The organism is Alteribacter aurantiacus DSM 18675 (assembly GCF_000429705.1).
Classification (GTDB): Bacteria; Bacillota; Bacilli; order Bacillales; family Salisediminibacteriaceae; genus Alteribacter; species Alteribacter aurantiacus.
Genome location: NZ_KE386943.1, coordinates 44884 through 67800, shown reverse-complemented (window position 1 = coordinate 67800; position 22917 = coordinate 44884). Strand labels below are relative to the sequence as shown.

Here is a 22917-nt window from a genome sequence, read left to right as displayed (position 1 = left end):
TAAGGAGGGACACACACATGTATTGTCCAAAATGCGGAGAACATCATGATGAACATGCTAGGTTTTGTAAAAATGACGGAACACCGCTAGTGAAGGAAGGGGAAGAGGCAGCTGAAACTCAAGAACAATTGCCTGTGATAGAAGAACAACAAACGGCACCTTCTCAAGGGGAGAGTCGGCAACTTTCACTGAATACCGTAAAGAATTTCATTACAGTAGAAGATGCAAAAGCGGGATTACCTTATGTAGCTGGTACCATTGCCCTGGTTTTTGTTTGGGTTGCTTTAATTCACCAAGGCTTCTTACGAGGGTTTGAGTACGACATGTATGATATGGCGGGTTTTGAAGCATTAGCCATTATTCCCGAATTCTTCGGTTGGTTTAACATTGCAGATACGTTTCTTTACATGTTCGGTGTTACACCTGATCTCATTTTCACATCAGAGTGGTTCGACGAAAGCTATACGCTAGGGCTTAACTTTTCAGTAGCCGCGTTCTTTTTCCTTGCAGTCTTACCGGTTGTTGTCTCAGGCTGGATCAGCCAAACGAAAGCAAATTGGAATCAAGAGAATAGACTAAAACAATCAATTATTTTTGGTATCGGATTCGGAATCGTCTTCTTTTTTGTGGCCCTCCTGCGAAGTAACGCAGGCGAGGCAGAAATCTTCATGGAGCTGATGAGCTTTACAAAGAGCTATTCGTTAGGTAGCGCATTTTTTACTGGCTTAGTTGTTGGAACCGTCGCATATGGGGCAGGTGTCCTCATTGGATCAAAGCAGTGGCAGGATAGGTCTGAACTGAGGAGAAGCAATGTGTATGTGAACGGCGTGTTGCAAGGAGTGCTATCGGCACTTGCTTCGTTACTCGTCTTATCCGTTCTGTTCATCTTGTTTTTCCGCTCTACTGAAGGAACGATTCATGCTGCATTTTTGGATGGGTGGCCGACCTTTGCTGCCCTTGTATTTATGGTTCAATTTGCCGTTTACTATTTTGGAGCGGCCCACTTTACACCTATTCATGTTCAACAGGAGTTTGCTTCTACAGAGCAGCTAGCTATTTTCTCTGTAGAAATGGAAACGTTTATGGGTCTTGGAAACGTGTTTTCCTTAATGAGTGTTGCGGTCATTGTCGGGGTGCTCGTTTGGTTTGGGAGAAAGCTCTCGGGAACATTGAACAATGAAGCAGAAAGATGGAAGCTACTAGGTGCTCATGCAGTTACCTACGGAGTCGTGGTTAGTACAATCGTTTCATACTTTGCATTTAACCTAAGAGGCGATGCGATGAGTCAGCTAACAATAGGAAATGACGTGGTGACAGCCTTTTTCATGGCAACGATCATTGCTTTTTTAGCAACTTGGTTGGGGGCGAAATTAAAGAGCTAATTTGAATTGAATTAATAAGTGAGTTCCAAAAAGAACAAAAAAACTACCTTCATCATTATGACGGTAGTTTTTGTATATGGTTAAGCTTGTGTCATTTTTTCGCGAGTTTGAACGCTGGTGTCATTCGTTGTAAGGGTCAGTTGGTAGGCTGAGAAGGCCATAAAACAAGAAGGGCATTGGTATGGAAAACTGTTTTTCTTATCCAAATGCGCAATTCTAACATCAGGGCTGTCATTGCCATATGTATTCTTGACGATTGTATGCCAGTCGTCAATCAGGGTCTCTTCTCGACAGTTTGGACAGTCGATATGGGTAGCTTCAAGAGCTTTGGCTTCTTTCAATTTTTTCAAAAACACGTTATGCACCTCACTCAGTTTTTACCTGATATTTATATCATACCCATTTTTTAGATTGTTGTAACCGCTTTTTTATAATTAGATGGAATAGTCACGAATGGTTTTGTTAATAGGGTGGACTATATTATTACTAAATGTTTTTTTAAATAAGTCATATTGATCCCTTTTACTAATCACTGTGCATAATCCTTCTCATAGCTCCTGACAATATTTGAGAAAAATCAGAAAATTAGCCTTATGTATGTCTTTTTGATAAGATAGTAAAAATAAGTGAGCAGCATTCTTTTTCCTTGATAGGGACAGAAAATGTCCCTGCTGACGAAAAGTGATCCTGCCATAAGCACAAAAGGAGATGATTACGATGCAACAAACAGCAGACAACAGCACCCTTTTGCGAAATGACGTAAAAATGCTAGGAAGCATTCTTGGAGACGTCCTTAAACAGCATGGAGGTACTGAGCTTTTTGACAAAGTTGAAGCCATTCGCGAAGCGGCAAAAGACCTTCGAAAAGAATACAGTGATGAAGCGTACAATAAATTGAAAGATCAAATAGAGAGTTTGGAATCACCAACGCGCAAACATGTGATTCGTGCCTTCTCTACATATTTTCATCTGATTAATATTGCGGAGCACAACCATCGGATTCGTAGGTCCCGCCAGTATCAGCTGGATGACAGTATTCTTCAGCCTTTCTCGATTGAAAGTGCCGTAGCTGCGATCAAGGAAGCGGACTATCCTGACGATGTGATTCAACAAGTATTGAACGATTTATCCATTGAATTGATTATGACGGCTCACCCGACCGAAGCAACGAAGCGTACGATTCTTGAGATTCAAAAGCGAATTTCTACTATTATTCAAAAGTTCGACAATCCTCTACTTACCTCAAAAGAGCGTAAGAAATTGGAAGAAAGCTTGGCAAACGAAGTAACGGCTCTTTGGCAGACGGACGAGCTTCGTCAAGTGAAGCCGAGCGTTATTGATGAAGTGAAAAACGGTCTTTATTATTTTGACCAAACCCTCTTTAGCGTACTTCCGGCTGTTCACCAAGAGCTTGAAGACCAGCTGGATGACTACTTCCCAGATCATCAATGGAAAGTGCCGAATTTCTTACACTTCGGATCTTGGATCGGTGGGGACCGAGACGGGAATCCTTATGTAACACCTGACGTCACATGGGAAGCGTTGAAACTGCAACGAGAGCTTGCTGTGAAAAAGTACGACGAGTCATTGGTTGAACTGATGCGTCGTTTCAGTCAATCCGCCAAGTACGTACCGGTAAGCGACGAGCTTCGCAAGAGTGTGGAAGAAGGAGAGCGTGCTTATTTACGTAAAGGGGAAGCGTGGAAAATCGAGACGGAATTTTACCGCCGGAAGTTTGCGATCATGCTTAAACGTCTTCGTCACGTGGACAAGTCAAAAGCAGGATACAACGAAGCGGAAGAATTACTCGAAGACCTTCAAATGATCAAACGAAGTGCTTTGGAGCATAGCCAACCGGGACAAAAATTGAAGAAGCTCGACAAGCTCATTCGTCAAGTGGAACTGTTTGGTTTCCATCTGGCTACCCTTGATATTCGAAACCATAGCGGTGAACATGAAACGGCCATTGCTGAAATTCTAAAGATGGTTGGCATTACTGACGATTACCGCAATTTGTCAGAGGAAGAGAAGCTTGAGACTCTTGAGCGTGTGTTAAAAGATCCTCGTCCTTTGATGTTATTGAACGAAGATTACTCTAAAGAAACGCAAGAGATCTTCAGTGTATTCCAGCTGATTAAGAAAGCGCACGATACATTCGGCCCTCGTTCCATTGAAGTGTATCTCGTAAGTATGACGCAATCGGCCAGTGACCTTCTTGAAGTGCTTGTTTTGGCAAAAGAAGCGGGCATTTATCGCTTGCACATGGACGGGCGTGTGGAGAGTGGGCTAAACGTGGCACCGCTTCTTGAAACGGTAAATGACTTGATTGCTGGTCCAGAGATTATGAAGACGCTCTTTAATATGGATGTATACCGTAACCACATCAACGAGCGCGGCAACCATCAAGAAATTATGCTCGGTTACTCTGATGGAAGTAAAGACGGTGGTACGATTACAGCGAACTGGAAGCTGTTTAAAGCTCAGCAAGAGATTCACGACATGGCGAGCAAATTCGACATTCGTCTTAAGTTCTTCCACGGACGTGGCGGATCTCTTGGACGAGGTGGCGGACCGCTTAACCGTAGTATTTTATCTCAACCGGCAAAAACTCTAGGGGATGGGGTTAAAATTACGGAGCAAGGCGAAGTTCTTTCGTCTCGCTACATGCTAGGCGACATTGCCTTCCGTAACCTTGAGCAGGCAGCATCAGCCTTGCTTGAAGCTTCTGCCCGTGCAACGGAGGACGCAGATCCGGTTAAAAAAGAATGGGAAGATGCCATGGAGGAGATTTCAGAAAAGTCTCTTGCTAAGTATCAGCAGCTGGTTTTCGCAGATAAAGATTTTCTTACGTACTTTAAGCAAGCGACTCCGTTGGAGGAAATTAAAGAGCTTAACATTGGCTCACGTCCAACGAGCCGTAAAAACAGTGAACGTTTTGAGGATCTGAGAGCAATTCCTTGGGTGTTTGCCTGGACGCAGTGTCGTCATATGTTACCAGCATGGTACGCCGCAGGTACTGGGTTAGCAGCCTTTGCTGAGAAGTCCGAAGAGAATGTGAAAATGCTTCAAGAAATGTACGAAGCATGGCCGTTCTTCCAAGCAACGGTGAACAACTTGCAGATGGCGCTGATGAAAGCCGACATGCAAACGGCAAAAGAATACGTTGCACTAGTGGAAGATCACTCCGTGTCCGAACGCATTTTCGGGGACATTGAAGAGGAGTATAATCGTACAAAGAACGTTCTTCTCGACATTTCAGGAGACAAAGAGCTCCTTGATCACACGCCGAACATCCAAGGGTCCGTCCACAGACGTAATCCTTATGTAGATCCACTCAGCTTCCTACAAGTGGACCTCATTCGCAAAATGCGTGAATCAGACGATCAATCTGATGAATTATTAACAGAAGTGCTACTAACCATCTCAGGGGTAGCAGCAGGACTCGTAAATACAGGCTGATCCTTTTTTAACGGTGCCAGGCACTGCGTGAGCAATCTCACACAGTGCCTGGCACTTTTTTTGTGCCTGACACCTAAACAGTGAATCTAGTAAACTTCTAAAATTCGCACATGGATATATTATCAATATAATGTAAAAATAAGTATTTTTACTCATGTTTTAATAGGTAGAAAAGAACTTATCTGAACTATCAGAAAAATATAAGATGTACTAGAGTTTATACTACTAATGAAGTAAAGGGAGGCTGTCAATGAAAAGGTTTATTGCTGCACTTACGGTTACTATGATGTTTACGTTTGGTACATTTGGAGGATCGGGTTTGGCTCAACCGGTGGAAGGCTACAAAAATGCAGGACAAGGGTATGAAACGGCATTTGATCAGAGGATTATTAATAGGATCAATGTAGACAACATCTATAACAATATTGAATATTTGCAACAAACCCCACGGGTGGCAGCCACGGAAGAAGAATATGCGGCAGTTCAGTACATTAAGTCCGAATTTGAATCGTATGGCTATGAAGCAGAAGTGCAACCATTTGAGTTTTTTGGCTTTACGGCCCCTCATACAGTAGAGCTTTCTGTGAATGGTGATCATTTGAACCCTCTCTCGTTTACATACACTCCGAGTGGTGAAGTAACAGGGAATTTAAAATATGTAGGATTAGGAAGAGTGGTAGATTTAGAGGGGAAAAACCTTGATGGAAAAATCGCTCTCATTCAGAGAGGGGAAATATCTTTCGGGGATAAAGTTCTTAACGCCGCAAACGCAGGAGCGGAAGGGGTTATTATCTTTAATAACACGACCGGCAACCTCAACGGAACGCTCGGGCAAGCAAATGACAAGTATGTTCCTGCAGTATCCATTACCCAAGCTCAAGGGAATGCGCTGGTTACACAGCTAGATCAAGGAGAAGTAGTAACAGCATCGTTAACGGTATTGGGTGCAGAATCTAGTATGCGTACGTCACATAACGTTATTGCCTCTAAAAAGCCGACAAATAAAAACAAAGATAATGGACAAGTAGTTACTGTCACCTCTCACCACGATTCAGTTCCAGGTTCACCAGGAGCAAACGACAATGCTTCAGGAACAGCGATGGTCCTTGAATTAGCCCGTGTGATGAAGAACATGCCAACTGACACAGAGCTTCGTTTTATCACATTTGGAGCTGAAGAGCTAGGGTTGATCGGATCTAGATATTATGTGAATAACCTACCAGAAAAAGAATTGGACCGCATCGTAGCAAACTTCAACTTGGATATGGTTGGAAGTCAAGATGCGGGAGATTTAGTGATGCGAACAGTAAATGGTCAGTCCAACTTAGTGACAGACCTTGCACAGGCATCAAGCCTTCGCTTGAACGGTGAGCCAACACCATTCGGACAAGGAGGAAGCAGTGACCATGTACCTTTTGGTGAAAAAGGAATTTCAGCTGCCCTGTTTATTCACTCTCCTCTAGAGCCTTGGTATCACACACCTGAAGATACAATCGATAAGATCAGTAAAGAAAAGTTAGAAGATGTCGCCCAAATCGTTGGAATAGCAGTCTACGATTATGCAAGTTTTGATAACCAAGGACCTAAGCCAAAGAAACAAAAGGTCCATAACCTGCCAGCAGACATGTACCACGAAGTTAGTATCCGATAGTATTACATTGTATGTGCCAGGCACTGCGTGAGCATTCTCACACAGTGCCTGGCACTTTTTGTGGTGCCTGACACCACGTGTGAGCCTTCACAAAGTCCAGGGCACGGCGAGAGTGATATTCCTGTCCTCATATGAATAAACATGCTGTAGGTCGTACATGAGGGGAGTTTTCATCTTTGAGAAGAAGGCGATCAATCCCGTTTCAAATGATCCTGATCTTTTTGCTAATCGCTAGTATGGCAGTTGGAATGGTTATTTATATCATGACAGCAGAGAGTAGGCAGGCAGGAAACGTAGTAGAGGAATTTTATCGACTCGAGCAGGAAGGAAAGTATTCGTCGTCTTGGGAACTCTTGCATTCCTCCATGCACAACCGTTTCACGAGGGAAGCTTATATCCAAGACCGGTCTCACGTTTTTATTAATCATTTCGGCGTAACCACATTTGAATTCACACTGACGAAACCCAAAAGACTAGACAACTGGCAAAAGCATGAAGATGCCGAACTCCTTGATGTCTATCACCTTATTGCAACGAAAGAGTATCGAGGAAAGTACGGATATTTTGAATTTGTCCAATATGTTTATGTGGCTCGTGAAGATGATGAGTGGAAGATTCTATGGGACTATCGTAAAGATCCGAGGTAGACATGAGTTAGCGTTATTACGTTAGCTTATGTCTTTTTTATTGGATTCATTACGTTAGACCTACTAAAAAGTGGTGTAATCTACTATTAAAGTGGGTAAATTGTCTTTACGTGCTCAAAGTAGTGGGTTAAAATAAATAATTATACATAATTTGTAAAGAGGTGAAAGAAGCTTGAAATTAGAAGAACTAGCACTCTCACAAGAAGACTTGAAAACGCTTCTATCGGAGTTAAAGCAGATGGGATCAGAGGAATCAGCTACTACAGAACGACTTGTTGAAGAAATCACTTTTCGTTTTAAAGAATCGATTAACTAACCTTCACTAGAGTGGGGGTCTTTTTTTGTGTATTACAACACATGTCGACTATTGTATAGATCAATTTGTGAATTACATTATATGCTAAGATAGCAGGTCTTTGTTGGTAGATTTTGCTGAAAAATAGAGTCTTTCGATGTATAATGGAAAGATATTCTATACGAAGGAGTTTACTTATGTACAAGGGCATATTTGCAATTATTCTTTTAGTATCAATTGGAACTGTTATATTCGGAAAATTTCACTACGATCAAAAATTACTGGACATCTCTGCTGGGGCAACCGAAGTAACTGCAGCTCGGGAACAAAAAGTAACGGAGGATAGTCAAGTTGCGGCAGAGCCTTCCTCCTCATTACCTTCAACAGATATGGAACCTTTAGTCGCTTCTCTTCCGGAGCAATTGGGAGACATGATCACGAACGCCTATAAAAATAATGAGAAGCTAACTTTGGTCAGTGTCGGATCCGGAGCAATCATTGATTATCATGAGGAAGGCATTGTCCCTTGGACGGATCGGATAATAGATAAGCTTAACGAACACTATGGTAACTTTTTCGAATCTCAAGTCGCATCCTTTGGTGATATGCATAGTCTAAATTTCATTATTAATGAACACCACAAAGAAGTTGCAAAATTGAATGGTGAAATCTATTTAATTGAACCCTTAATAGGAAATAATTTATACCGTGTTGGAACAGATGAAGCTATCATTCACTTGCGGAATTTGATCAGTGAGATAAAAGAAGAGAACCCAGATAGTTATATCATTCTTCAACCTTCTCAACCTATACCTAACGTAGCGAATCTGAGTGATCATATGGCTGAGGTAGCGTCTTACGCAAGAGAGGCATCAATTTCTTACATTGATCACTGGCAGGACTGGCCTTCTTACAATGATGATGAGCTGTTACGTTATATTGAGGATCATGGGTATCCGAATCAAGAGGGGCATGATTTGTGGGCGGAGCGTATTTTAAGTTGGTTCAAGGTTAAATAAGTGGTTATAATTGTTCGTTTAACGAATAGATTTTGAAGTCAAATAAAAACGACTCAGTCCATCCTTGAATAACGATTTATATTCCTGTAGATACTTAATCTTGTCGATTTATAATACAAAAAGAGGTTGTCCTGATTAAATACCAGGATAACCTCTGCTTTTATCTATTGTAAAAATTCATTACACCTTCTTTAATTGCTTCAGCTGCTGCCTGTTTAAATGCGGCAGTCTGCATTCGTTCTGCTTCTTGACGGTTTGTTATAAAGCCTAACTCTACAAGTACACTTGGGACTTGGGTGTGGCGAATAACATGAAAATTCGCTTCTTTAACACCACGGTCCTGCGTACCTAACTTTGAAATTAATCGTTCCTGAATGGCTTCAGCTAATGCTCTGCTATCAGCGCTTTGATGGTTATTATTCCAATATGTTTCTGTTCCGTGAACGGATTCCTGGCCAAAGGCATTCGCATGAATACTAACAAAAGCATCTGCACCAGAATCGTGCGCAATCTTTACTCGGTCTTCCAGCTCAATAAAGTAATCACCTGTACGTGTTAATACGACTTGGATGTCGGTGCCTTCCATAATATTATTCACGATGTGAGCTACGTCGAGGACAATGTCTTTCTCCTGAAACCCAAAAGCTACAGCTCCGGGGTCGCTTCCTCCGTGACCTGCGTCAATGACGATTGTTTTACTAGCAGGACTTCTAAAACTGATGAAAGAACTATGAACATAGCCGTAGGAAGTTCCGTATACAATTTTGTACCAATCTCCAACTGTTTCAGCGATCTCTACTTCTGATCCTCTGTTCAAAGAACCAATGATCGAATGAGAGCTGGATGGTCCGCTTCTTACATTTAGGCTAGAATTAGCAGTTACATATCCTATGATCTTATCAGTTTCAATTACTTCAGCTAGCTTGGTAAATGTTTGTGGTCCTGCGATACCATCAGCTGTTAAACCATAAGCAGTTTGAAAAGCACGGACTTGTCGTTCCGTTTGTGCCCCGAAAAAGTCTGTTGGATTGGAGGAAACAAAAAAACCGACTTTCTCAAGGTCTTTTTTTAACTGGATGACTTTTGGGTGGTAGTCCCCTAGCCTTAAAACAGTTGCATCTGGTACTGGTGAGCCCGTCTTTTCAAGCTCATTCAATGTTGGTTGGTTCGCAACGCCAGATACTTCAATATTGTTTGCTTGTTGAAATTCACTTACTTTTTCCTCTGTTAGGGGACCGAAGTAAGTGGTTTGGTTTCCTGGAACGGGAAAACCTGCATTTTCCAAATTGTTTTTTAACGTAACAACATCTTCGTGATACATCCCGATTCTTAGGACAGAGTCTTTAGCATTAGCCAGTGTTTGGAATGTTTGTGGCCCTGCAACTCCATCTGCATTAATTTCGTATCCCATTTGGAAGGCTTTAACCTGTGTTTCGGTTTGTGTACCGAAATAGGGAGTGGGGTTAGAAGATACAGTATATCCAATGTAATCAAGATCTTCCTTCAGTTGAATAACTTGAGGATGAGAATCACCAATTCTAAAGGTAGAATGAGTTGGGTATTGAGATACAGCATCTTCTAATTTCTGCAGAGTAGCGGGGTTTGCTATTCCTGTAGGCTGAAGTCCAACTTCAATCTGAAATTTCTTTACCTGTTCTTCTGTTTGTGACCCAAAGTAGGTAGTAGTATTACCAGGAACTGTGAAGCCTACTGTATCCAAGTCAATTTTAAGTTGGACAACATCTCGATGAGACATTCCTATGTATAGAGATTCACTGGCGATTACAGATTGCAATGTGCTAAACGTCTGTGGTCCCGCAACCCCATCAGCTGTAAGGTTATAAGCTGTTTGAAATTCTCTCACACGTTGTTCAGTTTGAAGGCCGAAATACTGAGTTGGACTTGAAGATACTTGAAAGCCAACTGCTTCTAGATCTACTTTTAGTTGAACGACTTCGGGATGGTTCATTCCTAATTTTAGTACGGTATTATGAGCTGTGATGGATTGAGGAATTAATGTTCCAATTAGTAGAATAAAAAACAGGCTGGCACATACCAGTCTTAATTTTTTCAAAGAATCTATCACTCCTTTTATTTAGTAACAAGAAATATTTTATTACAAAAAAACCGAAAATTCTATGATATTTTGTAACTAGTTACATATTTTATCCATAGGAAAGAATACGGAATTTAAGTAAACTGTCTATATATGTAGAATTTTCTCTTAGGATAAATGAGAAAATAATTAGGAAGGCTCATATGTTATAATTTTATATTGTGTTTTGTTTTATTTTTTGAAGATTTACTATAGTAAAAGATAAGGGAAGGCGTTTGTGATGAGGAAAATTAGAATTTTGTTCTTTATATATCAAATGGGAGCTGGAGGAGCAGCCAGAACACTTTTGAATATAATTAATAACCTTGACAGGTCAAGATATGAGCCAATTCTTGTTACACTGGACTTTGAGGGATCATATGAAAGTGAACTGGAAAGTGATGTTACTCTTATAAAGTTAGATACAAAAAGGCTTAGCCGATCTGTTTTAAAGCTTTCTAAAATTATTAGAAGAGAAAAGATAGATATTGTATTTAGTACGATACCTCGTGTAAATACAATCGCAATACTAGCTAACAAACTCTCTTTTACAAAAGCAAAAAATATTGTGAGAGAAGCAGACAATTTAAGTGGCGGTCTTAAGGTGAAACTCCAGCTACGTTTCTTTGGGTTGGTTTATAAACGAGCTCATCAAATTGTTTCTTTGTCTCAAGGAGTTAAAGATAATCTCATTAAACGGTATAACATTAAAAGAGAAGATATCAAAGTAGTCTATAATCCAATTGATGTAAAAGCCATAAATAAGAAGATCTATTCTCAAACGTTGGACAAGCAATACACTGACTTGTTTAAAACAGATGAGAAAGTCATTATAACAGCCGGCCGGCTAGTTGAGCAGAAAGACCAAGCTACTCTGTTCAAAGCGTTCAAAGAGGTAGCAAAAAAAATACCAAGCAAACTAGTGATACTTGGTGAAGGACCTTTGGAAAAGAGTCTTAAAGAACTTGCTCGAGATTTAGGAGTTGAAGGGAACGTACATTTTATCGGTTTTCAAAGTAATCCATATCTATTCTTTAGTAAGGCGGATATTTTTGTCTTGTCCTCAAAACATGAAGGTTTCAGCCATGTCATTGCCGAGGCGTTAGCATGTGGGACACCTGTCGTTTCTACAAATTGCAAGTCTGGACCTGAGGAAGTACTGGACCATGGCGCATACGGTTATTTATGTAACGTAGGTGATGCAACTACAATGGCTTCTCATATTGAAGAAGTTCTAAATAGAAGTATTGAGGAGCAACAGCGATGGAAAGAAAAAGGTTTCGCTCGTACAGTAGACTTCGATGCTACAAAAATAGTAAAACAATACGAAGAAGTAATAGAAGAAACACTTTTAAAATAATGTCGACTAAACAGTAGAGGTGCAGTTTACATGGGAAGAAAAAAACGGGTGGTTCATATGACAAGCGTTCATCATCCACTGGATCCGAGAATTTTTTATAAAGAGTGCCTTTCTTTAAAAAAAGCCGGCTTTGACGTAACGTTGATTGCTCCGTATTCAGAGGATATTAAAGTAGAGGAATCTGCTGTTCATATTGTTCCTTTTAAAAAAAACGGTAATCGTTTCCTCAGTATGCTGCTATCGCCCTTAAAGGTCTATCAAATTGCCAAACAGTTTAATGCGGATGTTTATCACTTTCATGACCCGGAACTTCTTCCGGTTGCTTGGCTCCTTAAAAAGCGGAAAAATGTAGTGATTTATGACATTCACGAAGATTATGAGACTGGCATCGTACAACGGAATTACTTAAATAAGCCTTTAAGAAAAATACTAAGCATGCTGTATAAAACGGTAGAAAAAGTATTTTCTCGATCAATGGAACTTTGTCTCGCAGAAAAGTATTATTTAGAAAAATATCCTGAAGGCCAATGCATCCTTAACTATCCGATCCTTAACGAAGAATTATTACATTTAGAACGGAAGGTTATGGAGGACAAGCTGATATACACGGGCAATGTGAGAGAAGATCGTGGAGCCTTAATTCATTCTTCTTTTCCTGATATTAATAAGCAAGTAAGTGTCTTTTTTTATGGGAAGTGTTCAAATGAATTGGCATCGAGAATGAAAAAGCAGGCCAGCGGTAATGATGATCGAATTCATATTACCGGGGTTGGACGGTATGTCCCCAAAAATGAAATAGACCATGCATATAAAGCCCATAACTGGCTTGCCGGGATCGCAGTTTTCCCTCCTTCAGACCACTTTAAGAAAAAAGAGCTCACAAAGTTCTTCGAGTATATGTCAGCAGGCATTCCTGTTATATGCTCGGATTTTCCTGTTTGGAGGGATTTTATTAGCAAGTACAACTGCGGTGTAGCAGTCAACCCAAACGATAAAGCCGAGATTAAAGCAGCTATCGATTTATTAAAAGGAAACCCTGATAAGGCTAAGGAGATGGGGGAAAATGGTAGGGAAGCTGTGAAGAAAGAGCTTAACTGGGGAATAGAGGAATTAAAGCTGGTTAATTGGTATGATTCTCTCTGGGAAAAACGGAAACATCGGGGGTAAATATACAAATGATGAATATTGACACGAAGCCGCTTGTTTCAGTGATAACCCCAGCTTACAACTCTGAACGTTTTATTGGTGAGACGATAGATTCAGTACTTGCCCAGACCTTGGAAGATTGGGAAATGATTATTGTAGATGATTGTTCTACAGACCGTACTTTTGAAATCATTAAAAGGTATGCTGCAAAAGAACCTAGGATCAAAGCAAGAAGGTTGTCTGAAAATAGTGGAGCTGCTATCGCAAGAAATGAGGCAATCAGGCAATCTCGTGGGAGGTATATCGCTTTTCTTGACAGTGATGATCAGTGGTTTCCGGAAAAATTGGAAGTCCAGCTTGACTTTATGAAGGAAAATAATGCGATATTCACCTTCACAAACTATTGTTACGTCAATGAACAAGGTGAAGGGACCGGAAAAGTATCTTCCACTCCAAGCTCCGTCAACTATACAGATCTATTAAAGCAAAATATGATCGGGTGTCTAACGGTAATGATAGATAAAAATAAAGCAGGCCCGATAGAAATGGTGAATATTAGGACAAGGCAAGATTACGTTCTATGGTTAAGCCTCTGTAAGAAGGGCATTAGAGCTCAGGGATTATCGCAAGTATTATCAAAATACAGGGTTGTCCAAAACTCTGTTTCAAGTGACAAATATAAAATGGCTAAGCAGAATTGGAGAGTATACAGGAAGATAGAAAAACTTAGCTTACTAAAAAGCGTATGGTATTTCGCGAATTACATCTTTTTCAAAGTTAAAAAGTATTCAACCCTCTAATTAAAATATTTTGACTTTTATTGATAGCTATAAGATTGGCGGTGTACGTTTAGTTTTATGAATAAATACATTGAAGAATTAATAAAAAGAAAAGATTTATTATTTTACCTTGTTAAGTCCGGGTTGAAAGCAGAGAATCGTAACAGTTATCTCGGTTACTTCTGGTGGCTTTTAGACCCACTCCTTAACGTTTTGGTTTACTTTTTCCTTATTGCTATTGTTTTAGGACGAGGAGGAGACGACAAGGCTCAGTTTGCGGTTTTTCTTGTTATTGGGCTCGTGGCATGGCGTTGGATGAACACGACAGTAAACACGTCCGCAAAATCAATCATGAAATATTCATCTATTATTAATCAAGTCTACCTGCCTAAGTCGATTTTTCCGCTCTCTATGACTTTTACTCAAGGTTTTAACTTTGTTTTCGGCTTGGTAGTTGTAGCGATTTTCCTAGCTGTATTTGGTGTAATGCCTGGTTGGCAGGTTATTTATCTACCATTGATTATTTTGATCCAGTTACTGTTCTTACTTGCTATCAGTCTGTTTGTTGCATACATCTGTGTGTTTATAAGAGATATCGATAATATCCTGTCTCATGTCTTAAGGGTGTTTTTCTATGCATCTCCAATAATCTGGGAAGGAGGAAGACTTCCTCCGGAGTATTCCTGGATTGTTGCTATTAATCCTGTTGCAATCATTATTGATTCCTACAGGGCAGTTCTTATGTATCAAACAAACCCGCAGTTTCTTGGGCTTACGGTAATTTCACTGGCATCGATTGTTGTGATTGCATTACTTGTCAATCACTATAGTAAAAACGAGCATAAAATAATTAAAGCATTATAAATGAGGAGATACTATGTCTTTAAAAAATAGTATAGAGGGGCACCTTCCTGAAGAAAAAAGAGAAGTTGTTCTTAGTGCCAAAAACCTAGGAGTGTCTTTTAACTCTGGATTTCGCAAGGATGATTATAAGTCCCATGTGATTAACTTCTTCAGTAAAGACAAGGAGAAATTGTCAAATAAGACAGTGTGGCCTTTAAGGAACATTTCTTTCGAAGGGTATAAAGGTGAGATCCTTGGAATCATTGGTTCCAATGGTGCTGGTAAAACAACGCTTTGTAAACTTCTATCTGGTATTCTTGAGGCAGACGAAGGTAATGTAAATGCAGATGGTCGTGTGTCAGCGTTATTTTCTCTTGGGATGGGTTTCAACAAGGAACTGACTGGAAGAGAAAACGTTTATCTGAACGGGATGATGATTGGTATCGAGAAGCAAAAGATCGAGGAATCGATAGAAGACATTCATGAATTCTCAGGACTTGGGGAATTTCTTGACAGACCTATGAAGACGTATTCCAGTGGAATGAAAGCAAGGCTTGGTTTTAGTGTGGCTGCTTTTCTTGAACCTGAAATTTTAATTCTCGATGAGGCGCTTAATACGGGGGACGCTGCATTTGGCAAGAAAGCAGCAGATAAAATGAAAGAGCTTGTTTCTAAAGCGAAGATGGTAATTCTTGTGACTCATAGCCTTCGTTATGCTAGAAGAAACTGCGATCGGCTTATTTGGCTTGATAAAGGGGCCATTCGGGATGTTGGGGAGCCTAAAGATATTCTGAAAAAATATAAAGCAACCATACCTCCGCGTAAAAGAAAACTTAATCAGAAACTTGAACTAAAGAAAACGGAGACTGCATTAAAAGACACTACAGTGATTGATGCGAAAAACATAAGCATCTCTTACCAACTAAAAAAAGAAACGCATTGGGCGTTAAAAGATGTATCCTTTAATATCAAACAAGGTGAGGTTATTGGTATTATCGGACATAATGGTGCAGGGAAGAGTACACTTTGTAAAGTTCTAACGAATATTCTAGAACCAGACAGAGGTGCTATTAAGGTTAATGGGGAAACGTCTGCTCTACTGGGGTATGGAACCGGATTTAATGATCAGCTCACAGGTAGGGACAACATTTACTTAAATGGCATGTTGCTAGGTATACCTAAAGCAAGGGTGGAAGGAGACACCTCGAAAATCATCGAGTTTTCAGAGCTCGAAAAATCTATAGATAAACCGGTAAAAGGTTATTCCAGTGGAATGAAAGCAAGGCTGGGGTTTAGTATCGCAGCTACCTTGCAACCGGATATCTTTATAATTGATGAGGCTCTTTCTACCGGTGATGCAGCATTTAAACAAAAAGCAAGTGAAAAGATTCAGGAAATGATGGAGAATGCGAAAGCTGTCATTATTGTGTCACACAGTATGAAGTTTGTTGAACGTGTATGTACGAGAGCGATATGGATGGAAAAAGGCCAGGTCCGTGGTGATGGGGATGCAGAAGAAATTGTAGCCCAATACAGAGAGGCTGTACAAGCTAAGAAATCGGATAATAAGAAATAACGTTTGGTGGTGTTCGTATGCTTCGTTTGGTGAAAAAAGGGATAGCAGAAACGGTAGATATTTTTCTTTATAAGGTGTTGAGTACGAAACAAAAGCAGTTTCTCACAGGACTATTAACCGACACTCAAAAAAGAAAGCTTAAAAATATCATCAGTCCAGGAAAGAAGCGGACCCAGGTAAAGAAAATTGAACGGTTAAAATTCCGTTTATATAATTTGGGCTTTACAAAAAGAGGCCTTGCAGATCTTGAAAACATTGTAAAGAATGAGCAAGATCCTTATTTAATTCGACTAGCAGCATGGGAACTGGCTACTTGGCATGCTAATAACTATACTGTCGAGAGTGCAAAAGAGTGTTTGTCTTATATTGATATTGCGATTAAGAATGATCCAGACAATGGTAACTTCCGTAGGGCAGCGATAATGAAGGCAGAATGCTATGACCTGCTAGGCCAAAACCAATTGGGAAAGAGTGAACTTGAAAAAGCCCTTAAGAAAGAGGAACACCCTGATTTATACCTTGCAATTGCAAGTCTCGTAGAAGAGCAAGAAGAGAAGAAGCTCTGGATTAATAAAGCGTTAACGAAGCAAGGATTGTTTGAAATTACCTTTGATCAATGGGAAAATAAGCCTCTTTACGATTCCCTAAAAGGTACAGGTGAAGCAAAACTGCCCAGGGAGGAACAAAAGAAAGTTTCTGTTATTGTACCAGCCTATAATGCGGGAGATAGTATAAGAACAGCTATCGATTCATTATTAAGTCAGACGTGGGGGAATTTGGAGATTTTAGTGGTGGATGATTGCAGTACAGACCATACAGCAGAGGTCATTCGGGAATATGAGTCTCGCGACAGTCGTGTATTGTTAATTCAAGGTGAAGTGAATAGTGGTGCATATGTATCAAGAAACCTTGCCTTAACAAAAGCAACGGGTGAATTTATCACCATTAATGATGCCGATGACTGGTCACACCCTCAGAAAATAGAACGTCAGGCGCATCATTTAATGGCAAATCCAAACGTTATCGGAAACTTCTCACAGCAGGCTAGAGCAACGGAACAATTGAAATTCTATCGCCGAGGAAAGCCGGGGATTTACACCTTTAAAAATATGTCCTCCCTTATGTTTAGAAGACAGAAAGTAATGGATGCCATTGGTTACTGGGACTCTGTGCGTTTTGCAGGTGACTCCGAGTTCCTAAAAAGGATGAAGATTGTTTTCGGAGAGAAGGCTGTGACAGAACTTCCTTATTCTCTACTTTCTTTTCAAAGACAGTCTGAATCCTCATTAACAGGACATTCGGCCTTTGGTTTTCCAGGATACTTCATGGGTGTCAGAAAAGAATATGATGAGGCGAACAGACACTTTCATGAAACTGCACCTCAGGAAAAGTTATATTATACCTTTCCTCAGAAAGCCCGTCCTTTCCCTGTACCGGAGCCTATGTGGCCACAGAGGGAAAAAAGGCAAAATGGTAACAGGCATTTTGATGTAATTATAGCATCGGAGTTCAGGCTTCTGGGCGGTACAAATATGTCGAATATTGAAGAAATAAAAGCCCAAAAAGAAAAAGGGCTACGGACAGGGCTCGTACAACTGTCTCGGTACGACTTGAATTCAGTAGAAGAAATGAATCCGAAAGTTCGTAATTGTATTGATGGGGACCTTGTTCAAACCGTCTCCTATGGGGAAAAAGTAAGCTGTGATGTTTTGATTGTTAGGCATCCGCCTGTCCTCCAAGAATGGCAAAAGTATGTCCCACACATAGAAGCAACCCATGTTCATGTTATTGTTAATCAGCCTCCAAAACGGGAGTACAGTAGAGAAGGAGAAACACTTTATCAACTTGAAAACTGTGTTCGACATCTAGAGGAATACTTTGGTACTGCAGGTTTATGGTGGCCTATTGGACCAAGAGTCAGACAAACCCTTGAAAAGAATCATACAGAAGAGCTCCGGAATATTAACCTGTCCTGTAAAGATTGGGTCAATATTATTGATGTAGAGGAATGGCGTCGAAGTCACCCACGAGACAGAAATGGCCCAATAAGAGTAGGTCGTCATTCACGAGATCAATATGTTAAATGGCCAAATACAAAAGAACAATTACTAGCCATTTATCCGGACGATAATAACTATGAAATACACGTCCTTGGTGGCTCTACTGCCCCCAAAAAAGTGTTAGGTTCCCTACCGGAAAATTGGAAGACAAAAGAATTTGGAGAAGTACACCCTAAAGATTTTCTTTCAGAACTTGATGTATTTGTGTATTATACACACCCTGACTGGATTGAAGCTTTTGGAAGAGTCATCTTTGAAGCAATGGCTGCAGGTGTGCCGGTTATCATTCCACCAATATATAAAGAGCTTTTTGGAGAAGCTGCTATTTATGCAGAACCAAAAGATGTACAACATAAGATAAAGGAACTTATGAGGGATAGCTCCAAGTACAATGAGCAAGTTGAAAAAGCGTATTCGTTTGTTAATAATAATTTTGGCTATAAAAAGCATGCTTCAAGATTGGAGAGCATTTTAAATGGCACGTATGACTCAGGAAGAACGTGATCTTCAAAAGGAGCAGGATGCACTTAAGATAAGGTTAATAAGTCTTGAAAAAGAAGTCGCTTTACAAGAAGAAAGAAATCTTCTTGACAACAAAAGGCTGAGGGAATTGGAAGATGAATATGGAGCGATAAAGAAAAGTGGCGTCTGGCATGGTCTCAGGGTTGCAAAAAGAGGAGTAAGAATTGCCGGACAGCTTCTGTTAAGAAAGAAAACGTTCAGACAGGTTTTCAGTCAATCTTCGAAAAGAAAGATTGCGCGGAAGAAAATCAAGAAAGTCAAATATAAGCTTTATGAGTCTGGGTTTACCAGCAAGGCAGTTGAAGAGTTGGAATCCCTTTTCTTGAAGGCGGACTATCCTGTACAAAAAAATGAATATGCGTGGGAACTTGCTTTATGGTATGCAAATCAATACACCCATGATGATGCAAAAAAAGCGTTGTTTTATCTTGATCAGTTAAAAGAAAAGAAAATGGACAAGCCTTTTCGGCTGAAGGCGGCTGTAATGAAAGCAGAGTGCTTTCATTTTACCGGTGACCAAGAGGAAGGGAACCGGGCAATAGTCCCTTTCTTTGAAGATGAGCTTTATCCAAATCCGAATATATGTTTTGCAAAAGCAAACCTTGAAAAAGTGAACGCCCGAAAGATGGATTGGATCAATCAAGCATTGTCTTATTACAAGCTTGCCAATGTAAACACCAATGATGGGCAACGCTCATTCTATGATTCTTTAACAGCTATAGGTACAATACCGGTTGATACGGATCACACTCCATTAGTAACTGTCATTATACCTGCTTTTAATGCAGAGCACACGATTTCAACTTCTATAGAGTCTCTTTTAAAACAATCATGGGATAACCTTGAATTAATAGTAGTCGATGACTGCAGTACAGACCATACAGCAAAAGTGGTTGAGAGATATGAGTTGGCTGATTCAAGGGTGAGATTGATACGGGCTGAGCATAATGGAGGTGCCTATACCGCAAGAAACATAGCATTAAATGTAGCAAATGGTGTGTTTGTTACAATCAATGATGCTGATGACTGGTCACATCCTGACAAAATTGCGACCCAGGCTCTTCACTTAATCAAAAACCCTTCAGTAATGGCAAATACTTCAGAGCAGGCAAGAGTAACAGAAGATATGAAGTTTTACCGTAGAGGTAAACCGGGCGAGTATATTTTTGCGAATATGTCATCGCTCATGTTCAGGAGAGAACCTGTTTTAAATAAGCTAGGTTATTGGGACAGCGTACGTTTTGGTGCTGATGGTGAGTTTAAACGTCGGGTAAAACTCACTTTTGGAAACGATGCTGTAACTGATCTTAAAACAGGACCATTATCTTTTCAGCGGCAATCAAAGGGTTCGTTAACGGGCAGTGGTGTGTTTGGATTTCACGGCTTTTTCATGGGAGCGAGAAAAGAATATTTCCACAGTTATTCTGACTATCACCAATCCGGTAAATCCCTCTATTATGACTTTCCGACCGTTTCAAGGCCGTTTCCAGTTCCAGAGCCAATGAAGATTAATAGAGTTAAACCTGAAACAAGAAGACACTTTGATGTCATCATTGCTTCTGAATTTCGTCTGATGGGCGGTACGAACATGTCCAATGTAGAGGAAATAAAGGCGCAGCAGCGGTATGGTCTTCGTACAGGTTTAATACAGATGAACCGCTACGATTTTTCATCAAGGAAAGAAACAAATCCAGCTGTCCGGGAACTTATTGATGGTGAACAAGTCCAGATGCTTGTATACGGTGAAAGCGTGAGCTGTGATGTGTTAATAATCAGACACCCGCCGGTACTTGAAGAACTCCAGAACTATTTGCCAGATGTTAAGGCAAACGTTATTAACGTTATTGTCAACCAACCACCAAAGAGAGATTACGGTAGTAATGGACGGACGCTCTACCATATTAATCAATGCGCATCCCATTTGAAACACTACTTTGGAAAGTCTGCAACGTGGTTTCCCATTGGGCCCTTAGTTCGGGAAACGTTATATAATTATCATAAAAAAGAGTTGAAAACCATTTCCTTATCCCAGAAAGACTGGGTTAATATTATCGATATAAATGAGTGGCAGCGACCGAAGAGGCCTAAACATAAAGATAAAATCATTATAGGTAGACACTCGAGGGATCAATATGTAAAATGGCCATCAAATAAGGGCGAACTTTTGAGTATCTACCCTGATGCAGAGCCATTTGAAGTCCGTATTTTGGGGGGAGCGGAAGCTCCCAAGAACGTTTTAGGTGAGTTACCTGTTAACTGGAACGTAGCAGAGTTTGGAAGTATTCATCCTAAAGAATTTCTTGCTAGTTTAGACGTGTTTGTTTATTACACTCACCCTGATTGGGTTGAGGCATTTGGAAGGGTTATCTTTGAGGCTATGGCTGCAGGAGTTCCTGTAATTATACCACCTCAATACAAGGAACTTTTTGGTAATGCCGCTATTTATTCAACACCTGATAAAGTGAAAGAAAATATTCAAGAGCTCATGGAAGACGAAAAAAAGTATGCGGAGCAAGTGGAGCGTGCAACGGCATTTGTTGATAGTCAGTTTGGCTATACAAAACATCTATTAAGAATCGGAAAGACCGAGTGAAGGAGGAGGCCGCGTGAAACAAGACAAAGAAGTACAAAGAATGAAAGACGAAAAGCGCAGGCTTACTGAAGCTCTATATAAGAAAGAAGCAGAACTAAACACTTTGCAGGCAGAGTCCAAGGATATTCAAAAAAGAACCAATCAGATAGAACAAAGTCGATTATGGAAAGTTCTTAGACCATTTATGAAAATAAAATGTCTTTTTCGCTCATTTTATTCAAAAGGTAAGGCTGAATTAAAAGACTTACAAAGAATAAATGATGAGTTAGGTATTCGCCTAAAAGAAAAAGAGCGATCAATTCAAGAGCTTCAAGTTACTTTAACTTCCATTCAGTCGGAACTGGACAAACTTACTTGCGCAGAAGTTGAAGAGCGATTAAAAAACGCTAAAATGTCAGGTTTTGTATTTGAGTACATCGATAGTATCGTCAGCTTGAAAGAAAGAAAAGTGGATGAACTTACGTCAGCACTTCATTTCAGCGGTCGTCTGTTCAGAAAAGACTCTTATGACCTTCAGGAAATTGCGTACGGGAAAATAATTTCGGGAATGAGAACAGGTGACGTTCCTGAATTTATCGTTCGTCACGGAGAGGGAAAAAATGGCCTTTCTCTTGAACCACTATCCTCATTTCGAGAAGAAATGACGAAAAGAGCAAGAAAAAGACAGCTCAACAAGCTGCCGGAAAGTATTCTTGATAACAAAAAGCATGCCTATTCTTTTGTTAGCGGGCTTGGGATAAAACATCCTTGGATATCAGAGGCTTATGATTTTTACTCTCTTCCCGATCGTTCGGAAGTGGTCATTAAGCCTGTTGAAGGAGCAGGTTCCAGAGGAGTTTACTTAGTGAAAAAGGATTCTGAGATTCTTGATATAAAGAGGTCACGCACGCTTGTCAGCCGAGAAGAACTTAAAGTCAGTATGGCTGAAGATCTAGGTTTAAACTGGGTTATAGAAGACAAGTGGATGATGGAAGAGCTTATATTTGAAGATAAGCAAAAAGGTATATCCGCAAGAGACCTTAAGTTTTATACTTTTTATGGAGAAATTGCTCTTATTCTAGAAGTGGTAAGGACCCCTAGCGTAAAGTACTGCTGGTGGTACCCTGACGGGAGAAAAGCTGATACGGGCAAGTACAGCTATGAGTTGTTTGAAGGAAATGGAGTTACAGAAGAGGACCTGAGGGTTGCCTCAATGCTCAGCACACATGTACCTGCTCCATTTATAAGAATTGATTTCTTAAAGACAAAAGAGGGACTTGTGTTTGGGGAATTCACCCCTAAACCTGGGAACTACGACGAATTTAACCGGAAAACCGATCAGAAACTAGGAGAAGCTATGCTACGTGCAGAAAACCGACTCCTCCAAGATCTCCTTGAGGGTAAAAAATTCGACTCTTTCCATAAAAACTTGTCATAATGGATTAGGTTATTTAAGATGAGTACGGTAAGCTTAGCTATAGAAGAAAGTTTGAAGATTAATAGATTGTAGG

The 22917-nt window shown here is 40.3% G+C and carries 16 protein-coding genes; 14 read left to right on the top strand and 2 right to left on the bottom strand.

Annotated elements, in window-relative coordinates; translation table 11 throughout:
- The first annotated feature begins 17 nt into the window (after positions 1-17).
- Entirely contained in the window at positions 18-1382 is a 1365-nt protein-coding gene (locus G476_RS0118825) for a zinc ribbon domain-containing protein (protein WP_026691462.1), read from the top strand.
- An 80-nt stretch (positions 1383-1462) separates the two neighbouring features.
- Here G476_RS0118825 and G476_RS0118820 read toward each other — a convergent pair whose 3' ends face one another.
- A complete protein-coding gene (locus tag G476_RS0118820; protein WP_026691461.1) occupies positions 1463-1738 on the bottom strand; it encodes a hypothetical protein in 276 nt (91 codons plus the stop codon).
- A 361-nt stretch (positions 1739-2099) separates the two neighbouring features.
- Here G476_RS0118820 and ppc point away from each other — a divergent pair, with 361 nt between their 5' ends.
- The 5 genes from ppc to G476_RS0118795 all read left to right on the top strand — a co-directional run bounded on the left by ppc (position 2100) and on the right by G476_RS0118795 (position 8453).
- Positions 2100-4841 carry a phosphoenolpyruvate carboxylase gene (gene ppc, locus G476_RS0118815; RefSeq protein WP_026691460.1) on the top strand — a complete coding sequence of 914 codons (2742 nt, stop codon included), beginning with the start codon at positions 2100-2102 and terminating at the stop codon, positions 4839-4841.
- A 250-nt stretch (positions 4842-5091) separates the two neighbouring features.
- Entirely contained in the window at positions 5092-6492 is a 1401-nt protein-coding gene (locus G476_RS0118810) for a M28 family peptidase (protein ID WP_026691459.1), read from the top strand.
- Positions 6493-6668: 176 nt separating this feature from the next.
- Positions 6669-7139: a tetraspanin family protein gene (locus G476_RS0118805; protein WP_026691458.1), complete on the top strand. Its 471-nt coding sequence runs from the start codon at positions 6669-6671 to the stop codon at positions 7137-7139.
- 172 nt (positions 7140-7311) lie between these two features.
- On the top strand, positions 7312-7455 hold the full coding sequence (locus G476_RS23720) for a hypothetical protein (RefSeq protein ID WP_156906640.1): 144 nt from the start codon (positions 7312-7314) through the stop codon (positions 7453-7455).
- Between the two features lie 176 nt (positions 7456-7631).
- Positions 7632-8453: an SGNH/GDSL hydrolase family protein gene (locus G476_RS0118795; RefSeq protein WP_026691457.1), complete on the top strand. Its 822-nt coding sequence runs from the start codon at positions 7632-7634 to the stop codon at positions 8451-8453.
- Between the two features lie 160 nt (positions 8454-8613).
- On the opposite strand, the gene G476_RS23040 is transcribed toward G476_RS0118795, so the two are convergent.
- Positions 8614-10527, bottom strand: coding sequence for a peptidoglycan-binding protein (locus G476_RS23040; RefSeq protein WP_051314938.1), 1914 nt, complete (start codon positions 10525-10527; stop codon positions 8614-8616).
- A gap of 262 nt (positions 10528-10789) precedes the next feature.
- Here G476_RS23040 and G476_RS0118785 point away from each other — a divergent pair, with 262 nt between their 5' ends.
- Genes G476_RS0118785 through G476_RS0118750 form a run of 8 tightly spaced genes read left to right on the top strand, consistent with a single transcriptional unit; the run spans position 10790 to position 22844 of the window.
- Complete coding sequence (locus G476_RS0118785; RefSeq protein WP_026691456.1) at positions 10790-11908, top strand: glycosyltransferase; 1119 nt, start codon at positions 10790-10792, stop codon at positions 11906-11908.
- 30 nt (positions 11909-11938) lie between these two features.
- On the top strand, positions 11939-13075 hold the full coding sequence (locus G476_RS0118780) for a glycosyltransferase (protein WP_026691455.1): 1137 nt from the start codon (positions 11939-11941) through the stop codon (positions 13073-13075).
- An 8-nt stretch (positions 13076-13083) separates the two neighbouring features.
- A complete protein-coding gene (locus G476_RS0118775) occupies positions 13084-13854 on the top strand; it encodes a glycosyltransferase family 2 protein (protein WP_035187448.1) in 771 nt (256 codons plus the stop codon).
- Between the two features lie 57 nt (positions 13855-13911).
- The gene (locus G476_RS0118770; protein ID WP_026691453.1) at positions 13912-14697 is read left to right on the top strand and encodes an ABC transporter permease; all 786 of its coding nucleotides are present in this window, start codon (positions 13912-13914) and stop codon (positions 14695-14697) included.
- A 13-nt stretch (positions 14698-14710) separates the two neighbouring features.
- Positions 14711-16252: an ABC transporter ATP-binding protein gene (locus tag G476_RS0118765; protein WP_035187446.1), complete on the top strand. Its 1542-nt coding sequence runs from the start codon at positions 14711-14713 to the stop codon at positions 16250-16252.
- Positions 16253-16269: 17 nt separating this feature from the next.
- The gene (locus tag G476_RS0118760) at positions 16270-18816 is read left to right on the top strand and encodes a glycosyltransferase (protein ID WP_026691451.1); all 2547 of its coding nucleotides are present in this window, start codon (positions 16270-16272) and stop codon (positions 18814-18816) included.
- A complete protein-coding gene (locus tag G476_RS0118755) occupies positions 18788-21427 on the top strand; it encodes a glycosyltransferase (protein ID WP_245579700.1) in 2640 nt (879 codons plus the stop codon). Before G476_RS0118760 ends, G476_RS0118755 begins: the two co-directional genes overlap by 29 nt.
- 13 nt (positions 21428-21440) lie before the next feature.
- A complete protein-coding gene (locus G476_RS0118750) occupies positions 21441-22844 on the top strand; it encodes an ATP-grasp fold amidoligase family protein (RefSeq protein ID WP_026691449.1) in 1404 nt (467 codons plus the stop codon).
- The last annotated feature ends 73 nt before the right edge of the window (positions 22845-22917 follow it).

Bases quoted from the DNA above. Each gene is read 5' to 3' on its own strand.
- G476_RS0118825 (WP_026691462.1), top strand. From the start codon at position 18: ATGTATTGTCCAAAATGCGGAGAACATCATGATGAACATGCTAGGTTT.
- ppc (WP_026691460.1), top strand. From the start codon at position 2,100: ATGCAACAAACAGCAGACAACAGCACCCTTTTGCGAAATGACGTAAAA.
- G476_RS0118810 (WP_026691459.1), top strand. From the start codon at position 5,092: ATGAAAAGGTTTATTGCTGCACTTACGGTTACTATGATGTTTACGTTT.
- G476_RS0118795 (WP_026691457.1), top strand. From the start codon at position 7,632: ATGTACAAGGGCATATTTGCAATTATTCTTTTAGTATCAATTGGAACT.
- G476_RS0118785 (WP_026691456.1), top strand. From the start codon at position 10,790: ATGAGGAAAATTAGAATTTTGTTCTTTATATATCAAATGGGAGCTGGA.
- G476_RS0118780 (WP_026691455.1), top strand. From the start codon at position 11,939: ATGGGAAGAAAAAAACGGGTGGTTCATATGACAAGCGTTCATCATCCA.
- G476_RS0118775 (WP_035187448.1), top strand. From the start codon at position 13,084: ATGATGAATATTGACACGAAGCCGCTTGTTTCAGTGATAACCCCAGCT.
- G476_RS0118770 (WP_026691453.1), top strand. From the start codon at position 13,912: ATGAATAAATACATTGAAGAATTAATAAAAAGAAAAGATTTATTATTT.
- G476_RS0118765 (WP_035187446.1), top strand. From the start codon at position 14,711: ATGTCTTTAAAAAATAGTATAGAGGGGCACCTTCCTGAAGAAAAAAGA.
- G476_RS0118760 (WP_026691451.1), top strand. From the start codon at position 16,270: ATGCTTCGTTTGGTGAAAAAAGGGATAGCAGAAACGGTAGATATTTTT.
- G476_RS0118755 (WP_245579700.1), top strand. From the start codon at position 18,788: ATGGCACGTATGACTCAGGAAGAACGTGATCTTCAAAAGGAGCAGGAT.